The 16,224-nt window shown below is 46.3% G+C and carries 19 protein-coding genes and 4 pseudogenes; 16 read left to right on the top strand and 7 right to left on the bottom strand.

Annotation, left to right across the window (positions count from 1 at the left end; all coding sequences use genetic code 11):
• From H8S17_RS14610 to H8S17_RS14590, 5 genes and pseudogenes are all read left to right on the top strand, one after another.
• Positions 1-1,398, top strand: a 1,398-nt coding sequence (locus H8S17_RS14610) for a MobA/MobL family protein (RefSeq protein WP_186867754.1), incomplete at its 5' end; no start/stop codon positions are given.
• Positions 1,376-2,086 (top strand): DUF6040 family protein, encoded by a 711-nt coding sequence (locus tag H8S17_RS14605; RefSeq protein ID WP_003505369.1) that lies wholly within the window; start codon positions 1,376-1,378, stop codon positions 2,084-2,086. The genes H8S17_RS14610 and H8S17_RS14605, both read left to right, overlap by 23 nt.
• Positions 2,087-2,174: 88 nt before the next feature.
• Positions 2,175-2,768, top strand: a complete 594-nt coding sequence (locus tag H8S17_RS14600; RefSeq protein WP_003505367.1) for a type IV toxin-antitoxin system AbiEi family antitoxin domain-containing protein — start codon at positions 2,175-2,177, stop codon at positions 2,766-2,768.
• Complete coding sequence (locus tag H8S17_RS14595; RefSeq protein ID WP_003505363.1) at positions 2,769-3,632, top strand: nucleotidyl transferase AbiEii/AbiGii toxin family protein; 864 nt, start codon at positions 2,769-2,771, stop codon at positions 3,630-3,632.
• Between the two features lie 148 nt (positions 3,633-3,780).
• Positions 3,781-4,059 (top strand): annotated as a pseudogene (locus H8S17_RS14590) (response regulator); the annotation flags it as partial.
• A gap of 10 nt (positions 4,060-4,069) precedes the next feature.
• Here the strand turns inward: H8S17_RS14590 and H8S17_RS14585 are convergent.
• The 6 genes from H8S17_RS14585 to H8S17_RS14560 form a co-directional block, all read right to left on the bottom strand.
• Positions 4,070-5,743, bottom strand: a complete 1,674-nt coding sequence (locus tag H8S17_RS14585) for a recombinase family protein (RefSeq protein WP_002604471.1) — start codon at positions 5,741-5,743, stop codon at positions 4,070-4,072.
• 77 nt (positions 5,744-5,820) lie between these two features.
• Complete coding sequence (locus H8S17_RS14580) at positions 5,821-5,994, bottom strand: transposon-encoded TnpW family protein (RefSeq protein ID WP_002604472.1); 174 nt, start codon at positions 5,992-5,994, stop codon at positions 5,821-5,823.
• A gap of 458 nt (positions 5,995-6,452) precedes the next feature.
• Positions 6,453-6,695: a helix-turn-helix domain-containing protein gene (locus tag H8S17_RS14575; protein ID WP_002604473.1), complete on the bottom strand. Its 243-nt coding sequence runs from the start codon at positions 6,693-6,695 to the stop codon at positions 6,453-6,455.
• Positions 6,679-7,116 carry a sigma-70 family RNA polymerase sigma factor gene (locus tag H8S17_RS14570; protein ID WP_002604474.1) on the bottom strand — a complete coding sequence of 146 codons (438 nt, stop codon included), beginning with the start codon at positions 7,114-7,116 and terminating at the stop codon, positions 6,679-6,681. The genes H8S17_RS14575 and H8S17_RS14570 overlap by 17 nt, the downstream gene beginning before the upstream one ends.
• A 473-nt stretch (positions 7,117-7,589) precedes the next feature.
• On the bottom strand, positions 7,590-8,573 hold the full coding sequence (gene rlmN, locus H8S17_RS14565; protein WP_002584956.1) for a 23S rRNA (adenine(2503)-C(2))-methyltransferase RlmN: 984 nt from the start codon (positions 8,571-8,573) through the stop codon (positions 7,590-7,592).
• 16 nt (positions 8,574-8,589) lie between these two features.
• Complete coding sequence (locus tag H8S17_RS14560) at positions 8,590-8,775, bottom strand: cysteine-rich KTR domain-containing protein (protein WP_003431289.1); 186 nt, start codon at positions 8,773-8,775, stop codon at positions 8,590-8,592.
• Between the two features lie 398 nt (positions 8,776-9,173).
• Between H8S17_RS14560 and H8S17_RS14555 the strand changes: the two genes are divergently transcribed.
• The 3 genes and pseudogenes from H8S17_RS14555 to H8S17_RS14545 all read left to right on the top strand — a co-directional run.
• On the top strand, positions 9,174-9,530 hold the full coding sequence (locus tag H8S17_RS14555) for a helix-turn-helix transcriptional regulator (RefSeq protein WP_002584957.1): 357 nt from the start codon (positions 9,174-9,176) through the stop codon (positions 9,528-9,530).
• Positions 9,531-9,731: 201 nt separating this feature from the next.
• On the top strand, positions 9,732-10,061 hold the full coding sequence (locus tag H8S17_RS14550; RefSeq protein WP_002584958.1) for a plasmid mobilization protein: 330 nt from the start codon (positions 9,732-9,734) through the stop codon (positions 10,059-10,061).
• A pseudogene (locus H8S17_RS14545) lies at positions 10,022-10,237 on the top strand (relaxase/mobilization nuclease domain-containing protein); the annotation flags it as partial. The gene H8S17_RS14550 and the pseudogene H8S17_RS14545, both read left to right, overlap by 40 nt.
• On the opposite strand, the pseudogene H8S17_RS14540 reads toward H8S17_RS14545, so the two are convergent.
• A pseudogene (locus H8S17_RS14540) lies at positions 10,219-10,323 on the bottom strand (DUF6061 family protein); the annotation flags it as partial. The pseudogenes H8S17_RS14545 and H8S17_RS14540 sit on opposite strands and share 19 nt — an antisense overlap.
• A gap of 490 nt (positions 10,324-10,813) precedes the next feature.
• On the opposite strand from H8S17_RS14540, the gene H8S17_RS14535 reads away from it, so the two are divergent.
• The 8 genes and pseudogenes from H8S17_RS14535 (at position 10,814) to H8S17_RS14500 (ending at position 16,138) form a co-directional block, all read left to right on the top strand.
• Complete coding sequence (locus tag H8S17_RS14535; protein WP_002602096.1) at positions 10,814-11,260, top strand: RNA polymerase sigma factor; 447 nt, start codon at positions 10,814-10,816, stop codon at positions 11,258-11,260.
• On the top strand, positions 11,250-11,453 hold the full coding sequence (locus tag H8S17_RS14530) for a helix-turn-helix domain-containing protein (RefSeq protein WP_002602095.1): 204 nt from the start codon (positions 11,250-11,252) through the stop codon (positions 11,451-11,453). Before H8S17_RS14535 ends, H8S17_RS14530 begins: the two co-directional genes overlap by 11 nt.
• A gap of 533 nt (positions 11,454-11,986) precedes the next feature.
• A complete protein-coding gene (locus H8S17_RS14525) occupies positions 11,987-12,385 on the top strand; it encodes a plasmid mobilization protein (RefSeq protein ID WP_002602094.1) in 399 nt (132 codons plus the stop codon).
• Positions 12,357-13,979 (top strand): annotated as a pseudogene (locus tag H8S17_RS14520) (relaxase/mobilization nuclease domain-containing protein). The gene H8S17_RS14525 and the pseudogene H8S17_RS14520 overlap by 29 nt, the downstream one beginning before the upstream one ends.
• Before the next feature lie 186 nt (positions 13,980-14,165).
• Positions 14,166-14,357: a hypothetical protein gene (locus H8S17_RS14515; protein ID WP_006058351.1), complete on the top strand. Its 192-nt coding sequence runs from the start codon at positions 14,166-14,168 to the stop codon at positions 14,355-14,357.
• Entirely contained in the window at positions 14,347-15,105 is a 759-nt protein-coding gene (locus tag H8S17_RS14510; RefSeq protein ID WP_002605636.1) for a phage replisome organizer N-terminal domain-containing protein, read from the top strand. Before H8S17_RS14515 ends, H8S17_RS14510 begins: the two co-directional genes overlap by 11 nt.
• Entirely contained in the window at positions 15,102-15,959 is an 858-nt protein-coding gene (locus H8S17_RS14505; protein WP_002605635.1) for an ATP-binding protein, read from the top strand. The genes H8S17_RS14510 and H8S17_RS14505 overlap by 4 nt, the downstream gene beginning before the upstream one ends.
• Positions 15,956-16,138, top strand: a complete 183-nt coding sequence (locus H8S17_RS14500) for a transposon-encoded TnpW family protein (protein WP_002605634.1) — start codon at positions 15,956-15,958, stop codon at positions 16,136-16,138. The genes H8S17_RS14505 and H8S17_RS14500 overlap by 4 nt, the downstream gene beginning before the upstream one ends.
• Positions 16,139-16,224 lie beyond the last annotated feature (86 nt).

The raw sequence follows: 16,224 nt of genomic DNA, 5'->3' as shown, positions 1-16,224 counted from the left end.
GATAGAAAAAATGCAGATGCACAGCTTGGACGCTCATTTGAATTTTCCCTGCCGAAAGAATGGAGCAGACAGGAACAGATTGATTATACAACCGAATATATTCAAAAGACTTTCGTGGATAAGGGAATGTGTGTCGACTGGAGCATACACGATAAGGGCGATGGAAACCCACATGTGCATTTACTTGTAACCATGCGACCATTCAATCTGGATCATTCATGGGGCAGCAAAGAAGTCAAGGACTGGGATTTTGCCAGAGATACTGACGGAAATATCGTGGTTGATGAATCCCACCCGGACTGGTGGCAGGATAAGAAAAATCCTGACCGGCATGGAATCCGCATTCCGGTACTTGATGAAAACGGAGTACAGAAAGTCGGGGCAAGAAACCGAAAACAATGGAAACGGGTTCTGACCGATGCTACCGGCTGGAATAATCCAAAGAATTGTGAGTTATGGCGAAGCGAATGGGCTGGGATGTGTAACCGGCATTTATCCATAGACAATCAGATTGACCACCGCTCTTATGAAAGACAGGGCAAATTAAAAATCCCTACGATTCATGAGGGTGCGGATGCAAGAAAGATTGAGGAAAAATATCTCACCGGACAGATATGGAATGGTTCATGGAAGGTAGAGGAAAACCAGATGATTAAAAAACAAAATGCACTACTGCAAAAGGTAATCACAACCTTTGGTAAGGTATCCGGTGCATTGTCAATATGGAAGGAGTGGTTGAATGACATTAGAAGAAAGCAAAGAAGTAATTCCCATGATGGAAGCAATGATTACACAGATAGAGGAACAGCAGAATATCATGGCAGAGATGCTTCAGGAAATACAGGAAAAGGACGAGAAGCTGATGTGCTTTCAGGAGCAGGAAGAACGATTGCAGCAATTAGAGAGCGAATTATCAGAACTGCTTCAAATCTTGCCGGATACAGAAGAACTGTTGATACTTCTGGAAGAAAAGACAGACCAGATACAGAAGCTTACAGACGAAAATCAGCAATGGCAGGAATTGGCACAGAAATTAAACAGCGAGAACCGGCTATTGCAGAAACAGAACAGCGAATTACTGAACTTGAACAGCAATTAGAGAAAGGAAGGTCGATTGATGAACGAATTAAGAAACTCAAAGAGCGACGATCAACTGGAAGAGTTGCTTCTGCTGACAGAGCAGATGCAGGAAGAACTCGACCAGAAAGACAGGACTATCCGGGAACTGAAAATGCAGCTCGACGAATCGCTGACCTTGAACGAGAGGTTAAACAGCGAGAACAGAGCAGGGAACATTCAAGCCTTAAAGAACGACTTGAGGAAAACAAAAGAATTGTTGCAGAGAGAGAAAGAGAAAACGCACGCTGCCGAAATCATGACAGAGGAATGTCAAGATAAGCTAAGGCAGGCAGAACAGGAACGGGACTATGCACTCTCTCATCAGAAAAAAGTAGAGATACCGGTTGAAAAGCCAGTACTCTATCAAAAGTGTGGGAACTGTAACCTGACAGCTTATCTGAAAGCCAAGGAAAAGTATGATACGCAGAGAGAAAAACTGGCAGGCAGATATAAAACAAAAACAGCCATGTATGAAGCATTGATGTTTCTGCTGATATGGTATTCCGTATCAACTACTCTTTTTCAGATGATACGGTCAAAAATATTTATTTCTGATTGCGTGGTATTCTTTGATACAATCGCCACTTTTATACAGACCATTGCAGGGTGGATTATACTGACAGGAAAGAACATGGCACAGATTAGTAATGGAATATCCAATCCTGTCGTTGCCGGAATTGTATATTGGCTGATAAGAATACTGATCTGCGGTGGATGTTTGGTGGGTGCTGGAATACTTGTAGCATTTATAGAGATAAAGATTGCAGAGTTATATAAGAAGTGCTGTTGGGATATGATTACCATAATGGTAATACTTATAAGCATGGCAACAGCTATCTACTTTGGGAAGTGGATAAAGACAACATTGCCAATCAATCTGCTATTTCTCTTATTATTCGTGCAACTGGTATATGTTGGAATCAGGTGGTATGTAAAGGGATGGCGAGAAACAAGGGGATATCATTAAAACAAAAATACCGATATTTTATTGGTACTATATGTCTTTACTTTCGTGCTAATATATATTATCATATTAGCACGAAAGGAGAAAGCATATGACTCAGTTTGAAAAATTAGATTTGTTGTTGCGTGAATGTGGAGGGACAATTCAGACATTTCAAGTTCTAAATAATGGAATTAGTAAGTCTGTGTTTTATGCATATGTGAAGGAACGAGGATTAGAACAAGCTGCTCATGGTGTGTATGTATCGCCGGATACGTGGACAGATGCAATGTACCTTTTGCATTTACGTTGTGGTCAAGCTGTATTTTCTCATGAAACTGCATTGTTTTTTCATGATTTAACGGACAGAGAGCCTTTGAAATACACCATAACAGTAAGAACTGGATATAATCCAAGTCGTTTGCAGGAAGACGGTTTTCAAGTGTACACAGTAAAAAAGGATTTACATGAAATAGGAATCATAGCTATGCAGACATCATTCGGACATTCCGTTCCCGTTTATGACATGGAGAGAACAATTTGTGATCTGCTTCGTAGCAGAAAAAATGTTGAAATGCAGGTCTTTCAAGACGCATTGAAACAATATGCAAAACGTAAGGATAAAAACTTACGGATGCTTATGAAATACGCAGCTATGTTTCATGTTGAAAACATACTTAGACCATATTTGGAGGTGTTACTTTAGATGATAACAACGGCAAGACAATTAAAGGATTTAATTCGTAATATGTCAAAGAAAAAATCCGCAGATGCACAGATTTTGATGCGGAATTATATGATGGAACGTTTTTTAGAACGAATTTCTTTATCAGAGTATAAAAACCAGTTTATATTAAAAGGTGGAATGCTTGTGGCGGCAATGGTTGGTCTGGATGCCAGAGCTACTATGGATCTGGATGCTACCATAAAAGGCACTAATGTTAGTGTGGAGGATGTAGAAATGATTATATCCCAAATTATATCAATTCCACTGGACGATGGTGTTTCATTTCGGGTCAAACGGATATCGGAAATCATGGAAGAAGCAGATTATCCTGGTGTTCGTGTAAGCATGGAAACGAAATTTGATGGTGTAATCACACCATTAAAGATTGATATTTCTACAGGGGATGTAATTACACCAAGAGAAATCAAGTACAAATTTAATCTTATGCTTGAAGACCGCACTATTGAGGTATGGGCATATAATCTGGAAACGGTATTGGCTGAAAAATTGGAAACTGTTGTTAGTCGAAACGTTACAAATACACGAATGAGAGATTTTTATGATATTTATATTTTACAAAAGTTGTATGGAGAACAACTCCAAAAACAAGTTTTATGGACTGCACTTGTGGCTACAGCCAAAAAAAGGGGAACATTAGACCTGATAGAAGCTGAGGATATAAGAGAAATATTTGATGAAATTGAATCAAGTCCGGTTATGGAGACCTTATGGAAAACATATCAAAAAAATTATTCTTATGCTGCTGATATTTCATGGCATGCAATTGTGAAGTCAATCTGTGCATTATATGGAAGTATATTGGAGAATATGTATGACACATAAAAAACTGATATGTAAATTACGTTAGCATTTTGAGTTGCCTAAATTCGAAAGTTAGGAAAATCTTAATAATTTCTCAGGCAATCCATTGTGAATTTAGATGTTGTATTTGCTATACTTAATTGGAAATATGAGCAAAGGAGTTGAAAATATGTCTGAAAAGATATTGATTATAGATGACGAGCAAGATATAGCGGATCTGTTGGAGGTCTACTTGAAAAACGAAAATTACGTCGTTTATAAATTTTACTGCGCAACGGATGCCATGTCGTGTATTGAAAGCGGCGACATTGATCTTGCCATTCTGGATATTATGCTCCCGGATATGAACGGCTTTTCACTTTGCCAGCTTATCCGAAAGAAATACACTTATCCAATCATAATGCTAACGGCTAAAATTGAGGAAACGGATAAAATAACGGGGCTGACATTTGCTGGGGTTAGATAGCGATACTTTTTACATCTACCATGTTGCGGCGGTCATGGTTGACAACTTGCGTCGGCTCCTGCTCGGTATCAACCTGTCCGACAAAGCTATAATGGATTTCGATTTTCCGGGTGTTGGTTTCCCGGTCTAATTCATGTATCAAAATACGGTCGATAAACTCATGGACGTTTTCATAGGTCAATTCCTGTATGTCGCTGTATTTCCCGACAATCTGAATAAACCTTGATATATCCCTTTTTCGCTCGGTAACGGTTGCGATCTGCTGTTGTAACTCGTCTATCCTTGCGGCAAGGGATTTCTTTTCGTCCTCATAGCCGGAAGTTAGAAACACAAACCGTTCATCTGTCAGTCTGCCTAATGCGTTGTCCTCATACAGCTTGCGGAAAAGCGTGTCAAGTTCGGTCATACGCGCCTGTGCTTTGAAAAGTTCCTTTTGCTGCTGCGCTAATGCCTTTCTCGCTTCCATGTCGCCGTACTCGGTAGCTTTACAGATAAAGTCCTGTTCGTGTTCCTTAACATACCGCAAAACCCGCCGCATATCTTCCAGCACTAAATCAAGAAGTACGTTTTTGCGGATATAATGAGAGGTACACTCGCTGCCTGTCCTTGCCCTGTTGCGCCATGCGCCGCAAGAATAGGAAAACTTGCGCGGCTCGATATTTACGCCCTGTTGGTAATACATCTTATGTCTGCAACCAGCGCAAAACAGCAAGCCGGAAAAAATATCAATCTCCGCTGCTTTTGTCGGGCGGTGGCGGGTAGCAATCCGCTTTTGCGCAAGTTCAAAGGTTTCCTCGTCAACAAGCGGCTCATGGGTGTTTGGGAAGAAATAGCGTTGTTCTTCTTCGTTCTTCCGGGTCTTTTTCGACTTGTAGGATACCTTGTGAGTTTTCGCGGTTATGGTATGCCCTAAATATTCCTGCCTTGCTAATATGTCATAGAGCGTTTTGTCCGGCCAAGTATAGGGGGCGATCATTGCCCGCTGATACCGCGCCTGTCCTGTACGCTGATAGCGCAACGCTCCAATCGTCAAGACTTTGTTTTCCGCAAGCCATTTTTGGATTTCGCACATACGCACGCCGCTAACAAACATAGCGAAAACCTGTTTGACAATCGGCGCGGTTTCCGGGTCGGGTATAAGGTGGTGGCGGTTGTTCGGGTCTGGGATATAGCCGTATGGATATTCCCCGTTGACGCGCTCGCCTTTTTGCGCCTGTGCCTGTTTAACTGCGCGGATTTTCTTGCTTGTGTCGCGGGCGTAAAACTCGTTAAACCAGTTCCGCAAGGGGGTAAACTCGTTATCCTCCCGCGCTGTGTCAACTCCGTCGTTGATCGCGATATAGCGTACTCCGTTTTCGGGAAATACAATCTCTATGAGTTCGCCCGTTTTCAGATAGTTTCTGCCAAGACGGGAAAGGTCTTTGGTAATGACCGTCGCCACTCGTCCGGCTTCCACTTCCTGCAACATCGCTTGCAGCCCCTCGCGCTCAAAACTCACGCCGGAAAATCCGTCGTCCACAAAAAACTTTGTGTTCAAAAAATGGTGTTCGTCCGCATAGCGTTGAAGTATCATTTTTTGGTGCTGTATGCTTCCGCTTTCTCCGGCTTGCATATCCTCTTGACTTAAACGGCAGTAAAGGGCGGTGATTTTATTCGACTGTAACATTAGTCCTCCTTTCCGACAGCCGAATAAACAGGTATAATGTGTTGCTATCATTATACCATATCCCGCCGCCTAATGCACTACTCGGACGCTAAAAATCCCGGATTTCCGGGCTTTTTCTGCAAATCCTTTACAATGAGTTTCTCAATCTTTTTATGGATTGTATCGGTTGCCTTTTCACTCGGCAACGCTTGAACAAGATAGGTGATTTTCCCTATTTTGCGTTCGGTTGTAATTGTCTGTTTTTTATCCATTAGAAAAACCTCCTTTTCCTGTATGGATAAACTATATTCGTCAAAAGGCAAAAACGGGCGGTTGTTAGCTGCAACCTCACGGGAGTTTCACCCCGGCCCATGCTTATGGGTGCGCCGCGCAATACTTTGAGGGTGTTCAACGCGGGAGTATCATTGTGCCGCCTTGTATGTCGTCGCCCACAAGCTGCTAAACCTGTTTTACGGCGCGGTAGTTCTCGCTCGGCTTTTCCCCTATGGGGAAAAGCTGTCATGGCGTACCCGCCGACTGGCTCGGTACAGACGGAATGTACCCGTTTGCCTGTTATGCTGCGCACCAAAGGCCGCTTTCTTTGTCAAAGAACAATAGGCTTTGTCGGCCTGCAAAAGCACATCAACAGCGGATATGCTTTTGCGGAACGACAAATAGCCCATAACGGGAAGCGTGGAAAGGGGACACGCTCCCCGCATGGGCTAAAAGATTATCCTACATGAAAAGCAAGGGTGCGGGTAATAAGGCGCACTTGCAGCCTGTTACGCATTTCCTCGTCCACATAGGAATAGGTATTGCCCGCGTCGTCTTTCAGCGTGCGGGTACAAAGTTTCGCTATGTAACCCTCGTAGTGCTTCAAGATCGCGCACATGGCGGTTGTGTCGCCGTTTGCCGCTGCGGAAATGACAGGGAACGGCAACAGATTTTCAGACTTCCTAACGGTATTCATCATCTGCTTTTCCCTCCAAATACTGTTTGATTTTCGCAAGCGCGGATTTCCTGTGCCGGAAAACCGTCGTGCGTACAACATTCAGCAGTTCGCCAATTTCCGCGTCGCTCATATCCAAGAAGTAGGACAAAAGGATAATGTCGCGTTTCCTTTCGGGCAAAGCGTTAAGGGCTTCGGCAAGCAGTTCATTTTTGACGAGTACATCAAAGCCGGACACTTGAAAACGGAAATAATCGCTTTCGTATTCGTCCGTTGTGAAAAGCTGCGCGAGTTCGCTTTCGCTCAAATCCGAAAAAGTAACTTCGCGTGCTGCGCGTTTCGCAAGAGTGCGGCGGTGGCTTTTCGCTTCGCCGACCAAAGTTTTCTTTGCTAATGCGTCGTACTGATGTTGTATTCTTTCCTTGTCGGAAGAAGATAGCTCCATAGAGTTCACCTCCTTCCCGCGTGGAGTAGAGGACGGGAGTTAAGGGCTTGTCCTCTCTGCCCCTTTCGCTCCGTACCCGTTCGGGAGATGGCTCTTGAGTGCGCTTTTCAGAAAAAAGTTGAAAAAAGCAAAATGCGCCCGTCCGCAAGACGCGGACGGGCGCAAAGGAAATGTAAGCAGTAGCTAAATGTATTGACAGTTCACATTCATAGCCGGAATATCCCGCTTGCGGAGCATAGCTTTTTTTGACCGCAAAGCATTAGGCGGGTTACAGTAAATAAAAATGGACACGGCGATACCTCCCCGATACCGCCGTATCCTTAAAAAAGGGCGACTTTAATACACTACCCGCAATCCATTCTATAATAGGGAACAGCGGCTTTTGCGCAATATTAAATAAAAAAGCCGATAACACATAGGTTTTTTGACCTAATGCGTTATCGGCTCTGCGTCTATGCGTCTGGCACTTTTAATCATTTTTTTTTGAATTTATTATATGTGTTAGCTAACTGTCCACAAGCCGCGTTAATCTCTCTGCCATGAGAAACTCTCATAGTAACTTCAAGTCCTGCTTGCTCTAATTGATGTTTGAATGCAACTATTTCCCGTTTCTGTGGTGCTTTAATTCTTGAATTGCTTGTTGGGTTGTATTGTAACACGTTAATCATAACTTTTTTGCCCCGAAACCATTTTGCAAGTTGTCTTACATCTGAGGGCCGGTCATTTATACCCGGTAAAAGCAAATACGCAAAGACAATTTTGCGATTATGCCTTTCAGAATAGGATAAGGCTTGCTTAACAACATCTTCAATAGCATATATGCGCATGTGAGGAATAATACGATTTCTTGCAGATTGTGTTGCTGCGTGTAAAGATATTGTCAACTGAATTTTAAGATGTTCCTCGCGCAATTTTTTTAATTGATCGACCGGACCAACTGTTGATATGGTAATGCCGTCGGTTGGAAAGTTGAGCCCATATCTATCTCGGAGAATATGGATTGCTTTTATCAAGTTGTCATAATTGAATAAAGGCTCTCCCATACCCATAAAAACGATACGGTTTACTTTTCGACGCAACAATATAATCTGTTGTACGATTTCTGACGATGTTAGATTACGAACAAAGCCATTTCGCCCGGACTCACAAAAAATACAACCAACAGGACAACCGACTTGTGTGCTCACGCAAACAGTTCCACCATCTCGCCGCTTGATAAAAACCGTTTCAATGTATTTGTTGTCTTTCAGTTCGTAAACATACTTTTCAGTATCACTGCTTTTGCAAATATTTTTTACCAACATTGATAGATTTTTTTTGCGTGGTAATTGCTTATATAATTCTTCATATAAGGCTTTTGCTTCATTCTCGCCAATAACTTCCGACATTTCTTTGTAAGTAAATCCGTATGGATCATTCCGTACTTCCGCAGGCGTATATTTAGGTAAACGTTTCATTTTTATATCCTTTCTTCTAAATAATAAAAGTTTGTTTTTCTGTATTTTTGATTACAATCTCTAATTTTTCTACATCAATGATATGCGTCAATTTGCATTTAGGGCAGAAAAGAGGAAAATCTTTTAATACAGTATTATGAAATACTTGAACTCTCGTCTTTCCGTTACAAATCGGACATTTTATCCAATATTTTTTAAGCATTATATTTCACTCGTCCTTTTTACACAAAAAAATGCAGGTCAATCCTCAACATGAGCATTGACCTGCATTTATAATGCACAGAGCAGTACAACAAAACTAAGGCATAGCTTGCACTATGTCTATACTATATCTATACGTCGTTAGTTTTTTGTATAGCATCCGCAAAATAAGCATGACAAAAAAGCCCATGTTGAAAATGGGAAAATCCTTTTTTTCAATGCTTATCTAATACGCATGCTATGCAACATAAACGCCGCCTCCTTTTACATAAATTTTATTTTATCAGAAAATCAGTCTACTGTCAATACACAACAGGAAGTATTTAACCTAATGATATGAATTGTGTGGACATATCCAAAAAGAAAGGTGAACTGTAAAATGTAACAGGGTGAATGAAAATGGCAAAAAGACCCGTACCATTGTACGACTTTAAGGCTTTCGGGGCAGCTATAAAAGCCGCGAGAAATGAATACGGCGAGAGCCGCAAAAAGGTAAGCGACGAGTTATATATTTCCCCGCGCTACCTTGCGAATATCGAGAACAAGGGACAACAGCCGAGTTTACAGGTATTCTATGACCTTGTAACCCGGTATCATATTTCGGTAGATCAATTTTTCTTCCCGAACAGCAATGCGGAGAAATCCACCGGGCGGCGGCAGCTTGACGCGCTGCTGGACGGTATGAGCGATAAAGGCATACGGATTGTAACCGCAACAGCAAGGGAGATAACGGAAGTCGAAAAAGCAGAGGATTAACCTCACAATATGAGAAATCGGGAGATTGCAGCGCATGGCGGCTGCAATCTTTTTTTGCGTCCAAAATCAAAGGAACGCGCAACAAATACCGCCTTTCGGTGGGGGTATGGAGTAGATAGCAAGCACAGCAAACGAGTACCCGTTTGCGGAAAATGCTTGTTGGGATAATCCCAAACCCTTATACCGAAAGGCGGTGCGGAAATGGAAAACCGAAAGAGAAATATACAGATGAAGTTTTACGTTACGGAAGAAGAAAAGCGGCTGATCGACGAGAAGATGAAGCAGCTTCCCATAAAGCAGTATGGGGCATACTTCCGTAAAATGGCGATAGACGGGTATATTCTTGTCGTTGACCGAAGCGACACAAAAGCATATATCCGGGAACTGCAAGCGGTGAGCCGGAACATCAACCAAATTGCAAAACGCGCCAATGCGACGGGGACGGTTTACAGGCAGGATATAGAGGACATTAAAAAGGCGGTGGACGAGATATGGCGGTTACAAAGACGCACCCTATTAAATCAACCTTAAAGGCTGCGATAGACTATATCTTAAATCCCGAAAAGACAGACGGGAAGCTGCTTGCGTCCTCTTTCGGCTGCGGGCTGGAAACCGCCGATATTGAGTTTGCATGGACGCGGGAAGCTGCCGGAGATCGCGGCACACATTTAGGGCGGCACTTGATACAATCCTTTGCGGTGGGAGAACAGTCAATGCGGAGCATATAGCCAACAGAGGTGTAAACATCAATACTGTTGCGCTTGGGATTGTATTCTGCAAATATTGTTCTCATCGTATTAAATCTCCTTATCGTTAAATCAATCATTTGTTGCAAAAATCAGAAGCATTTCAATCAGTTCACAATGTCACTTTTATTTTGTGTTATACTGTTTTATATAATTTTCTTGCCCTTGTTTTTGCCCTTATCAGAGTTCGTAAACACTGGTGGGACGATATAACGCAAGGGAAACAATAAGGGAAAGCTCACCTGCGATAAACTTTGTGTTTTCAAGGGATTGAGAGATATTTGATAATAAAATATAACAGTTATTAAATCCCTTGGAATATATGAAATCTCAATTCAAGTTTGCCGGATAAATAGCAAACCCGGCCGAGCCAGTCAACGGTCAAGATGAACGGGCTTCGCCCGCCGTTGACAGCCCCGCCCGGTTTTGCAGTTAGGCAGTCAAGGAGCGACAGCCTAAAGTGCTGCCGCCCCTTACTATCATAAAAAGCAACTACTAACCAGCCACAGCCCTTTTGGGAGGAAAGGGGGATTTTCCATGACCTGTACAGAAGAATATCGGGAACATATCGAGTACACTTTCCATGCCTTTTGCAAAGTCGTTATCCGAAATGCAACGATCAACGCAGCGAGGACACGGAGCAGGAAGCACAAAAGAGAAATATCCCTTGAATACCTCACAGACGAAAAGCACTACCCTTTAGGCACGACAGATGAATATTTCCAAGCCCCGGAGCCGGACGAGGAATACATACTTACCCTTTGCGGCGATACGGTCATTTTCAGCAGCGGTTTACTTGCGGAAGCCCTGTCACGGCTGGACGAACGGGAGCGGGAAATGATTTACCTGTCCTTTTTCAAGCGTATTCCACAGCACGAAATTGGCAGACAGTACGGGCGCAGCCGCAGCACAGCGGGCTACCATATCCGAAAAGCCCTACGGCAGCTCCAAGCGGAAATGGAGGGAATGGCATATGAGAAATAATAGGCTTCTCCCCTATGAAACAATCGTCCAAGCCGCCAGCGGGGAGCCGGAAGCGGTGGGAACTGTATTGCAGTATTACCGCCGCCGCATACAATGTGCCGCCCGTGTGAATGGACGGGTAGACCAAGATACAGAGGACTACATCACCCAGACGCTTCTCACAGCTATTTTCAAGTTCCGCTTTGGGAGATAGCCCTACCGCCTACAACTGAATAACCGCCGCTTCGCCGGCAACCAGAAAGCAGTAAATCTATTCAACAGATTTGCTGCTTTTTTTCGTTCCTGTTTGGCATTTTTGAAAATCCCCAGTATGAAAAAACAAAAGGGAAAATAGCCGCCGCAGTTGGCAAAATCCCTTACTTATCCGTAGAGGGTATCAAAGAAAAAAATACTGCCATTGTCCGCCTATTCCGGCTTGCGTGGTGTTGTAGGGAATAGAGGGGAAATTCTAAAAATCTCCGTCCATTTTGCTTTGCGTGGTGTTGTAGGTAGTGAAAGGAAAATTTTCAAGATAAGCCGGAATAGCGGGTAGCAAAGCCCTTTTGAAACGTTTTGTTAGCGGAAAGGACGGGAGCCGGGGAACGCCGGAGTTTTTCAGAGCAAGATTCTACCGAGGTGCCAAAATTCGCTCTCCGCTTATTTTTGCCCCTGCGGGAATCTTGTTGGGGAGTGCCTTCCCCAAACCCTGCTATGCGCCCTGTCGGGCGAGAAAGGAGGTCACAGACCATGCGAAAGAAATACAATACGCCCCACCGCCGTCATGTGGTAAAGACCCGCATGACCGATGAAGAATACGCCGACTTCACCGGGCGGCTGGCGGCTTATGAAATCAGCCAGTCCGAGTTTATCCGGCAAGCCATACGGAAAGCGACCATACGCCCCATTGTCACCGTTTCCCCGGTCAATGACGGGCTGCTTGCCGCCCTCTCCAAGCTCACGGCAGAGTACGGGAAAATCGGCGGCAACTTAAACCAGATTGCCCGGAGCCTGAACGAATACGGAAGCCCCTACCGGGGGCTGGAAAAGGAAGTGCGGGGAGCCGCCGCCGACCTTGCCGCCTTGAAGTTTGAAGTCTTGCAGAAAGTAGGTGAAGCCGTTGGCGATACTCAAACATATCAGCTCTAAAAATGCCAACTACGGGGACGCTGAAAAATACCTCACATTCGAGCATGACGAGTTTACCATGAAGCCCACCCTTGACGCAGACGGGCGGCTCATACCGAGGGTAGACTACCGCATATCCTCTCTGAATTGTGGCGGGGAGGATTTTGCCGTTGCCTGTATGCGCTCCAATCTCCGCTACGGCAAGAACCAGAAACGGGAGGACGTAAAGAGCCACCACTACATCATCAGCTTTGACCCACGGGACGGCCCGGACAACGGCTTGACCGTTGATCGGGCGCAGGAGCTGGGCGAGAAGTTCTGCGCCGAGCATTTCCCCGGACACCAGGCCCTTGTCTGCACCCACCCGGACGGACACAGCCACACCGAAAATATCCATGTGCATATCGTCATTAACAGTCTGCGGATTGCGGAGGTTCCCATGCTGCCCCACATGGACAGGCCAGCGGACAGGAAAGCAGGCTGCAAGCACCGCTGTACGGACGCAGCTATGAACTATCTGAAAGCCGAAGTCATGGAGATGTGCCACAGCGAGGGGCTTTACCAGATAGACCTTTTGAACGGCAGCAAAGAACGCATTACCGAGCGTGAGTATTGGGCGCAGAAGAAAGGACAGGCTGCCCTTGACAGAGCCAACGCCCCTATTGCTGCGGACGGTATCGCGCCCCGGCAGACCAAGTTTGAAACGGATAAGGCGAAGCTGCGCCGGACTATCCGGGAAGCCCTTGCCGCTGCTTCCGGCTTTGATGAGTTTGCCGCCCTGCTTCTCCGGCATGGTGTGACCGTCAAGGAGAGCCGGGGGCGGCTAAGTTACCTCACGCCGGACAGGACGAAGCCAATTACCGCCCGGAAGCTGGGGGACGATTTTGACCGGGCTGCTGTCCTCTCCGTTTTGGAGCAGAACGCCGCCAGAGCCGCCGAAAAACCCGCAGCCATAGCGGAATACCCCGGCAGTATCAAAGACCGCTTACGGACGAAAAAAGAAGCGAAAAACGCCCCGAACAATGACGCTGTACAGCGCATGGTAGACATAGCCGCCAAGCGAGCCGAGGGGAAAGGACGGGGCTATGAGAAGTGGGCGACCATGCACAACCTCAAACAGATGTCGGCTACCCTCATGCTCTACCAGCAGTATGGCTTTTCTTCCCCGGACGAGCTGGACGCTGCCATTTCCGCAGCCAACACCGCCACGCAGGAGAGCCTTGCCGGACTGAAAGGGCTGGAAGCCGCTATCCGGGAGAAAAAGGAATTGCAGCGCAACCTTTTGGGCTATATCGGCACGAAGCCCGCCCGTGACGGTCTGAAAGCGCAGAAATCGGAGAAAGCCCGGAGAGCCTACCGGGAACAGCACGAAAGCGATTTTATCATAGCGGACACAGCCGCCCGTTATTTCCGGGAGCATGGAATAACCAAGCTGCCAGCCAGCAAAGCCCTGCAAAGGGAGATTGAGCAGCTTACCGTCCAGAAGAACGCCGGATATAACGACTAGCGGGAGAAACGCCAGCGGGCGCAGGAGCTTCAGACAGTCAGACGCAATATCGACCAGATTTTAAGGGGCGCACCGAGCCAGCAGAAAAAGCGTGAACAGGAGCGTTAAAGACCGCCCCGAAATGATACCGAAACCCTACAAAAATACAGGTATGATATGAACCCTTACCGCAATACTCCCCGACTTCCAAACGGGGCTTACAGGGCAGAAAAAGCCCGAAAATGATACCGAGAACATACAGAAAATGCCCCCTATCCCGCTACACCGATAGGAACGGCAGAAAGGAGCTTACCATTGCCGAGAATGAGCAAGAAGCGGCGGCTGGAATGGTCTTTCTTCCTCAACCACCGCAACCGTATCACTTACAACGACCTATGCCGGGGCTGCACCCGTGACTGCAAACAGAGCTTCCGGGCGGTTATCATACTATGCCCTCGCTATTATTCCAAACGCTGGAAAAAGGAGGACGCAGCCTATGGCAGATAACCGCAAATATTACTACCTCAAGCTGAAAGAGAGCTATTTTGACGATGATGCAATCGTTCTGCTGGAAAGTATGCAGGACGGCGTTATCTATTCCAACATTCTCTTGAAGCTGTACTTGAAATCGCTGAAAAACGGCGGGAAATTGCAGCTTGACGAGAATATCCCCTACACCGCCCAGATGATTGCGACCATTACCCGCCAGCAGGTAGGTACCGTAGAGAGAGCTTTGAAAATCTTTATGAAGCTGGGGCTTGTGGAGCCTTTGCCAAGCGGCGCACTCTACATGAGCAACATTGAGCTTTTAATCGGCCAGTCCTCTACCGAGGGGGAGCGCAAGCGCAGGGCGCGGCTGGCTTTGCAGGAACAAAAAGCCCTGCCGCAGACAGGGGCGGACAAATGTCCACCATATCGAGCGGACATTTGTCCACCAGAGATAGAGATAGAGAAAGAGATAGATATAGAAATAGAAAAAGAGAGAGAGTTAGAAACGGGACACCCCGCCCCCGCCGCCTATGGCAGATACCACAATGTCATTCTTTCCGATACGGAGCTTGACGGGCTGAAAACAGAGCTTCCCGGCAAGTGGGAGTATTACATTGACCGCCTATCCTGCCATATCGCTTCCAGCGGGAGGAAATACAAGAGCCATGCAGCCACGATTTTCAAGTGGGCGCAGGAGGACGCAGCCAAGAAAGCCCCGAAAAAGGGCATACCCGATTATACCTGTAAGGAGGGCGAGAGCTTATGACGAATGGATTTGATGAAATGATTTTGAATATGACCGACACCACGCCGGAGCCGGAGGACTACACCGGCGAGGACGGGCTTTTATACTGCGGGAAGTGCCACAAGCCCAAAGAGGGCTATTTCCCCAAAGAAACCGCCGCATGGCTGGGGCGTGACCGCCACCCGGCAGAATGTGACTGCCAGCGGGCAGAGCGTGAGGAACGGGAAGCCGCAGAGAAACAGCGCAGTCACCTTGAAACTGTCGAGCGGTTGAAGCGGCGGGGCTTTACAGACCCGGCTATGCAGGGCTGGACGTTTGAGAACGACAACGGCAAGTGCCCGCAAATGGAACACGCCCATTTCTATGTGGAGAACTGGGAAACCATGAAAGAGCGCAACATTGGCTATCTGCTATGGGGCGGCGTTGGCACAGGCAAGAGCTATTTTGCGGGCTGTATCGCAAATGCCCTTATGGAGCGTGAAATCCCCGTGTGCATGACAAACTTTGCATTGATATTGGGTGACCTTGCCGCCAGCTTTGAGGGCAGGAATGAATATATCTCCCGACTTTGCAGCTTCCCGCTGCTTATCCTTGACGATTTTGGAATGGAACGGGGAACGGAATACGGCTTAGAGCAGGTCTACAACGTGATTGACAGCCGTTACCGCAGCGGCAGGCCGCTGATCGTCACGACTAATCTCACGCTGGAGGACTTGCAGCACCCGGAGGACACCGCCCACGCCCGCATTTATGACCGTCTGATTGAAATGTGTTCTCCTGTCCGCTTTACCGGGAGCAACTTCCGAAAAGCCACGGCGCAGGAGAAAATGGGACAACTGAAAAAGCTGATGAACAGAAAGGAGAGCCGCCTATGACCAACACCCCAAAGAATGACCGCAGCACCCGCCGCCCGGATTGCGTGACGGAAATCCGCATAGGTAATTCTGTCCTTGTCGTTTCCGGCTATTTCAAGCAGGACACCACCGCCACCGCCGCCGATAAAATGCTGAAAGTGCTGGAAGCGGAAGCTGCTACACAAAAATCGGCAATTTGACGGGACGTAAAGAAGCAGAAAGGACTGTACAGCCAGCCCCGGCGTGTGGTATGATAGTCATACGGAATAGTGGGGCTGGCTGTCGG

The organism is Roseburia zhanii, from assembly GCF_014287635.1.
In the GTDB taxonomy this organism is placed as follows: domain Bacteria; phylum Bacillota; class Clostridia; order Lachnospirales; family Lachnospiraceae; genus Roseburia_B; species Roseburia_B zhanii.
Note: the sequence above shows the minus strand (reverse complement) of the source record. Positions and strands in the feature narration are given on the sequence as shown.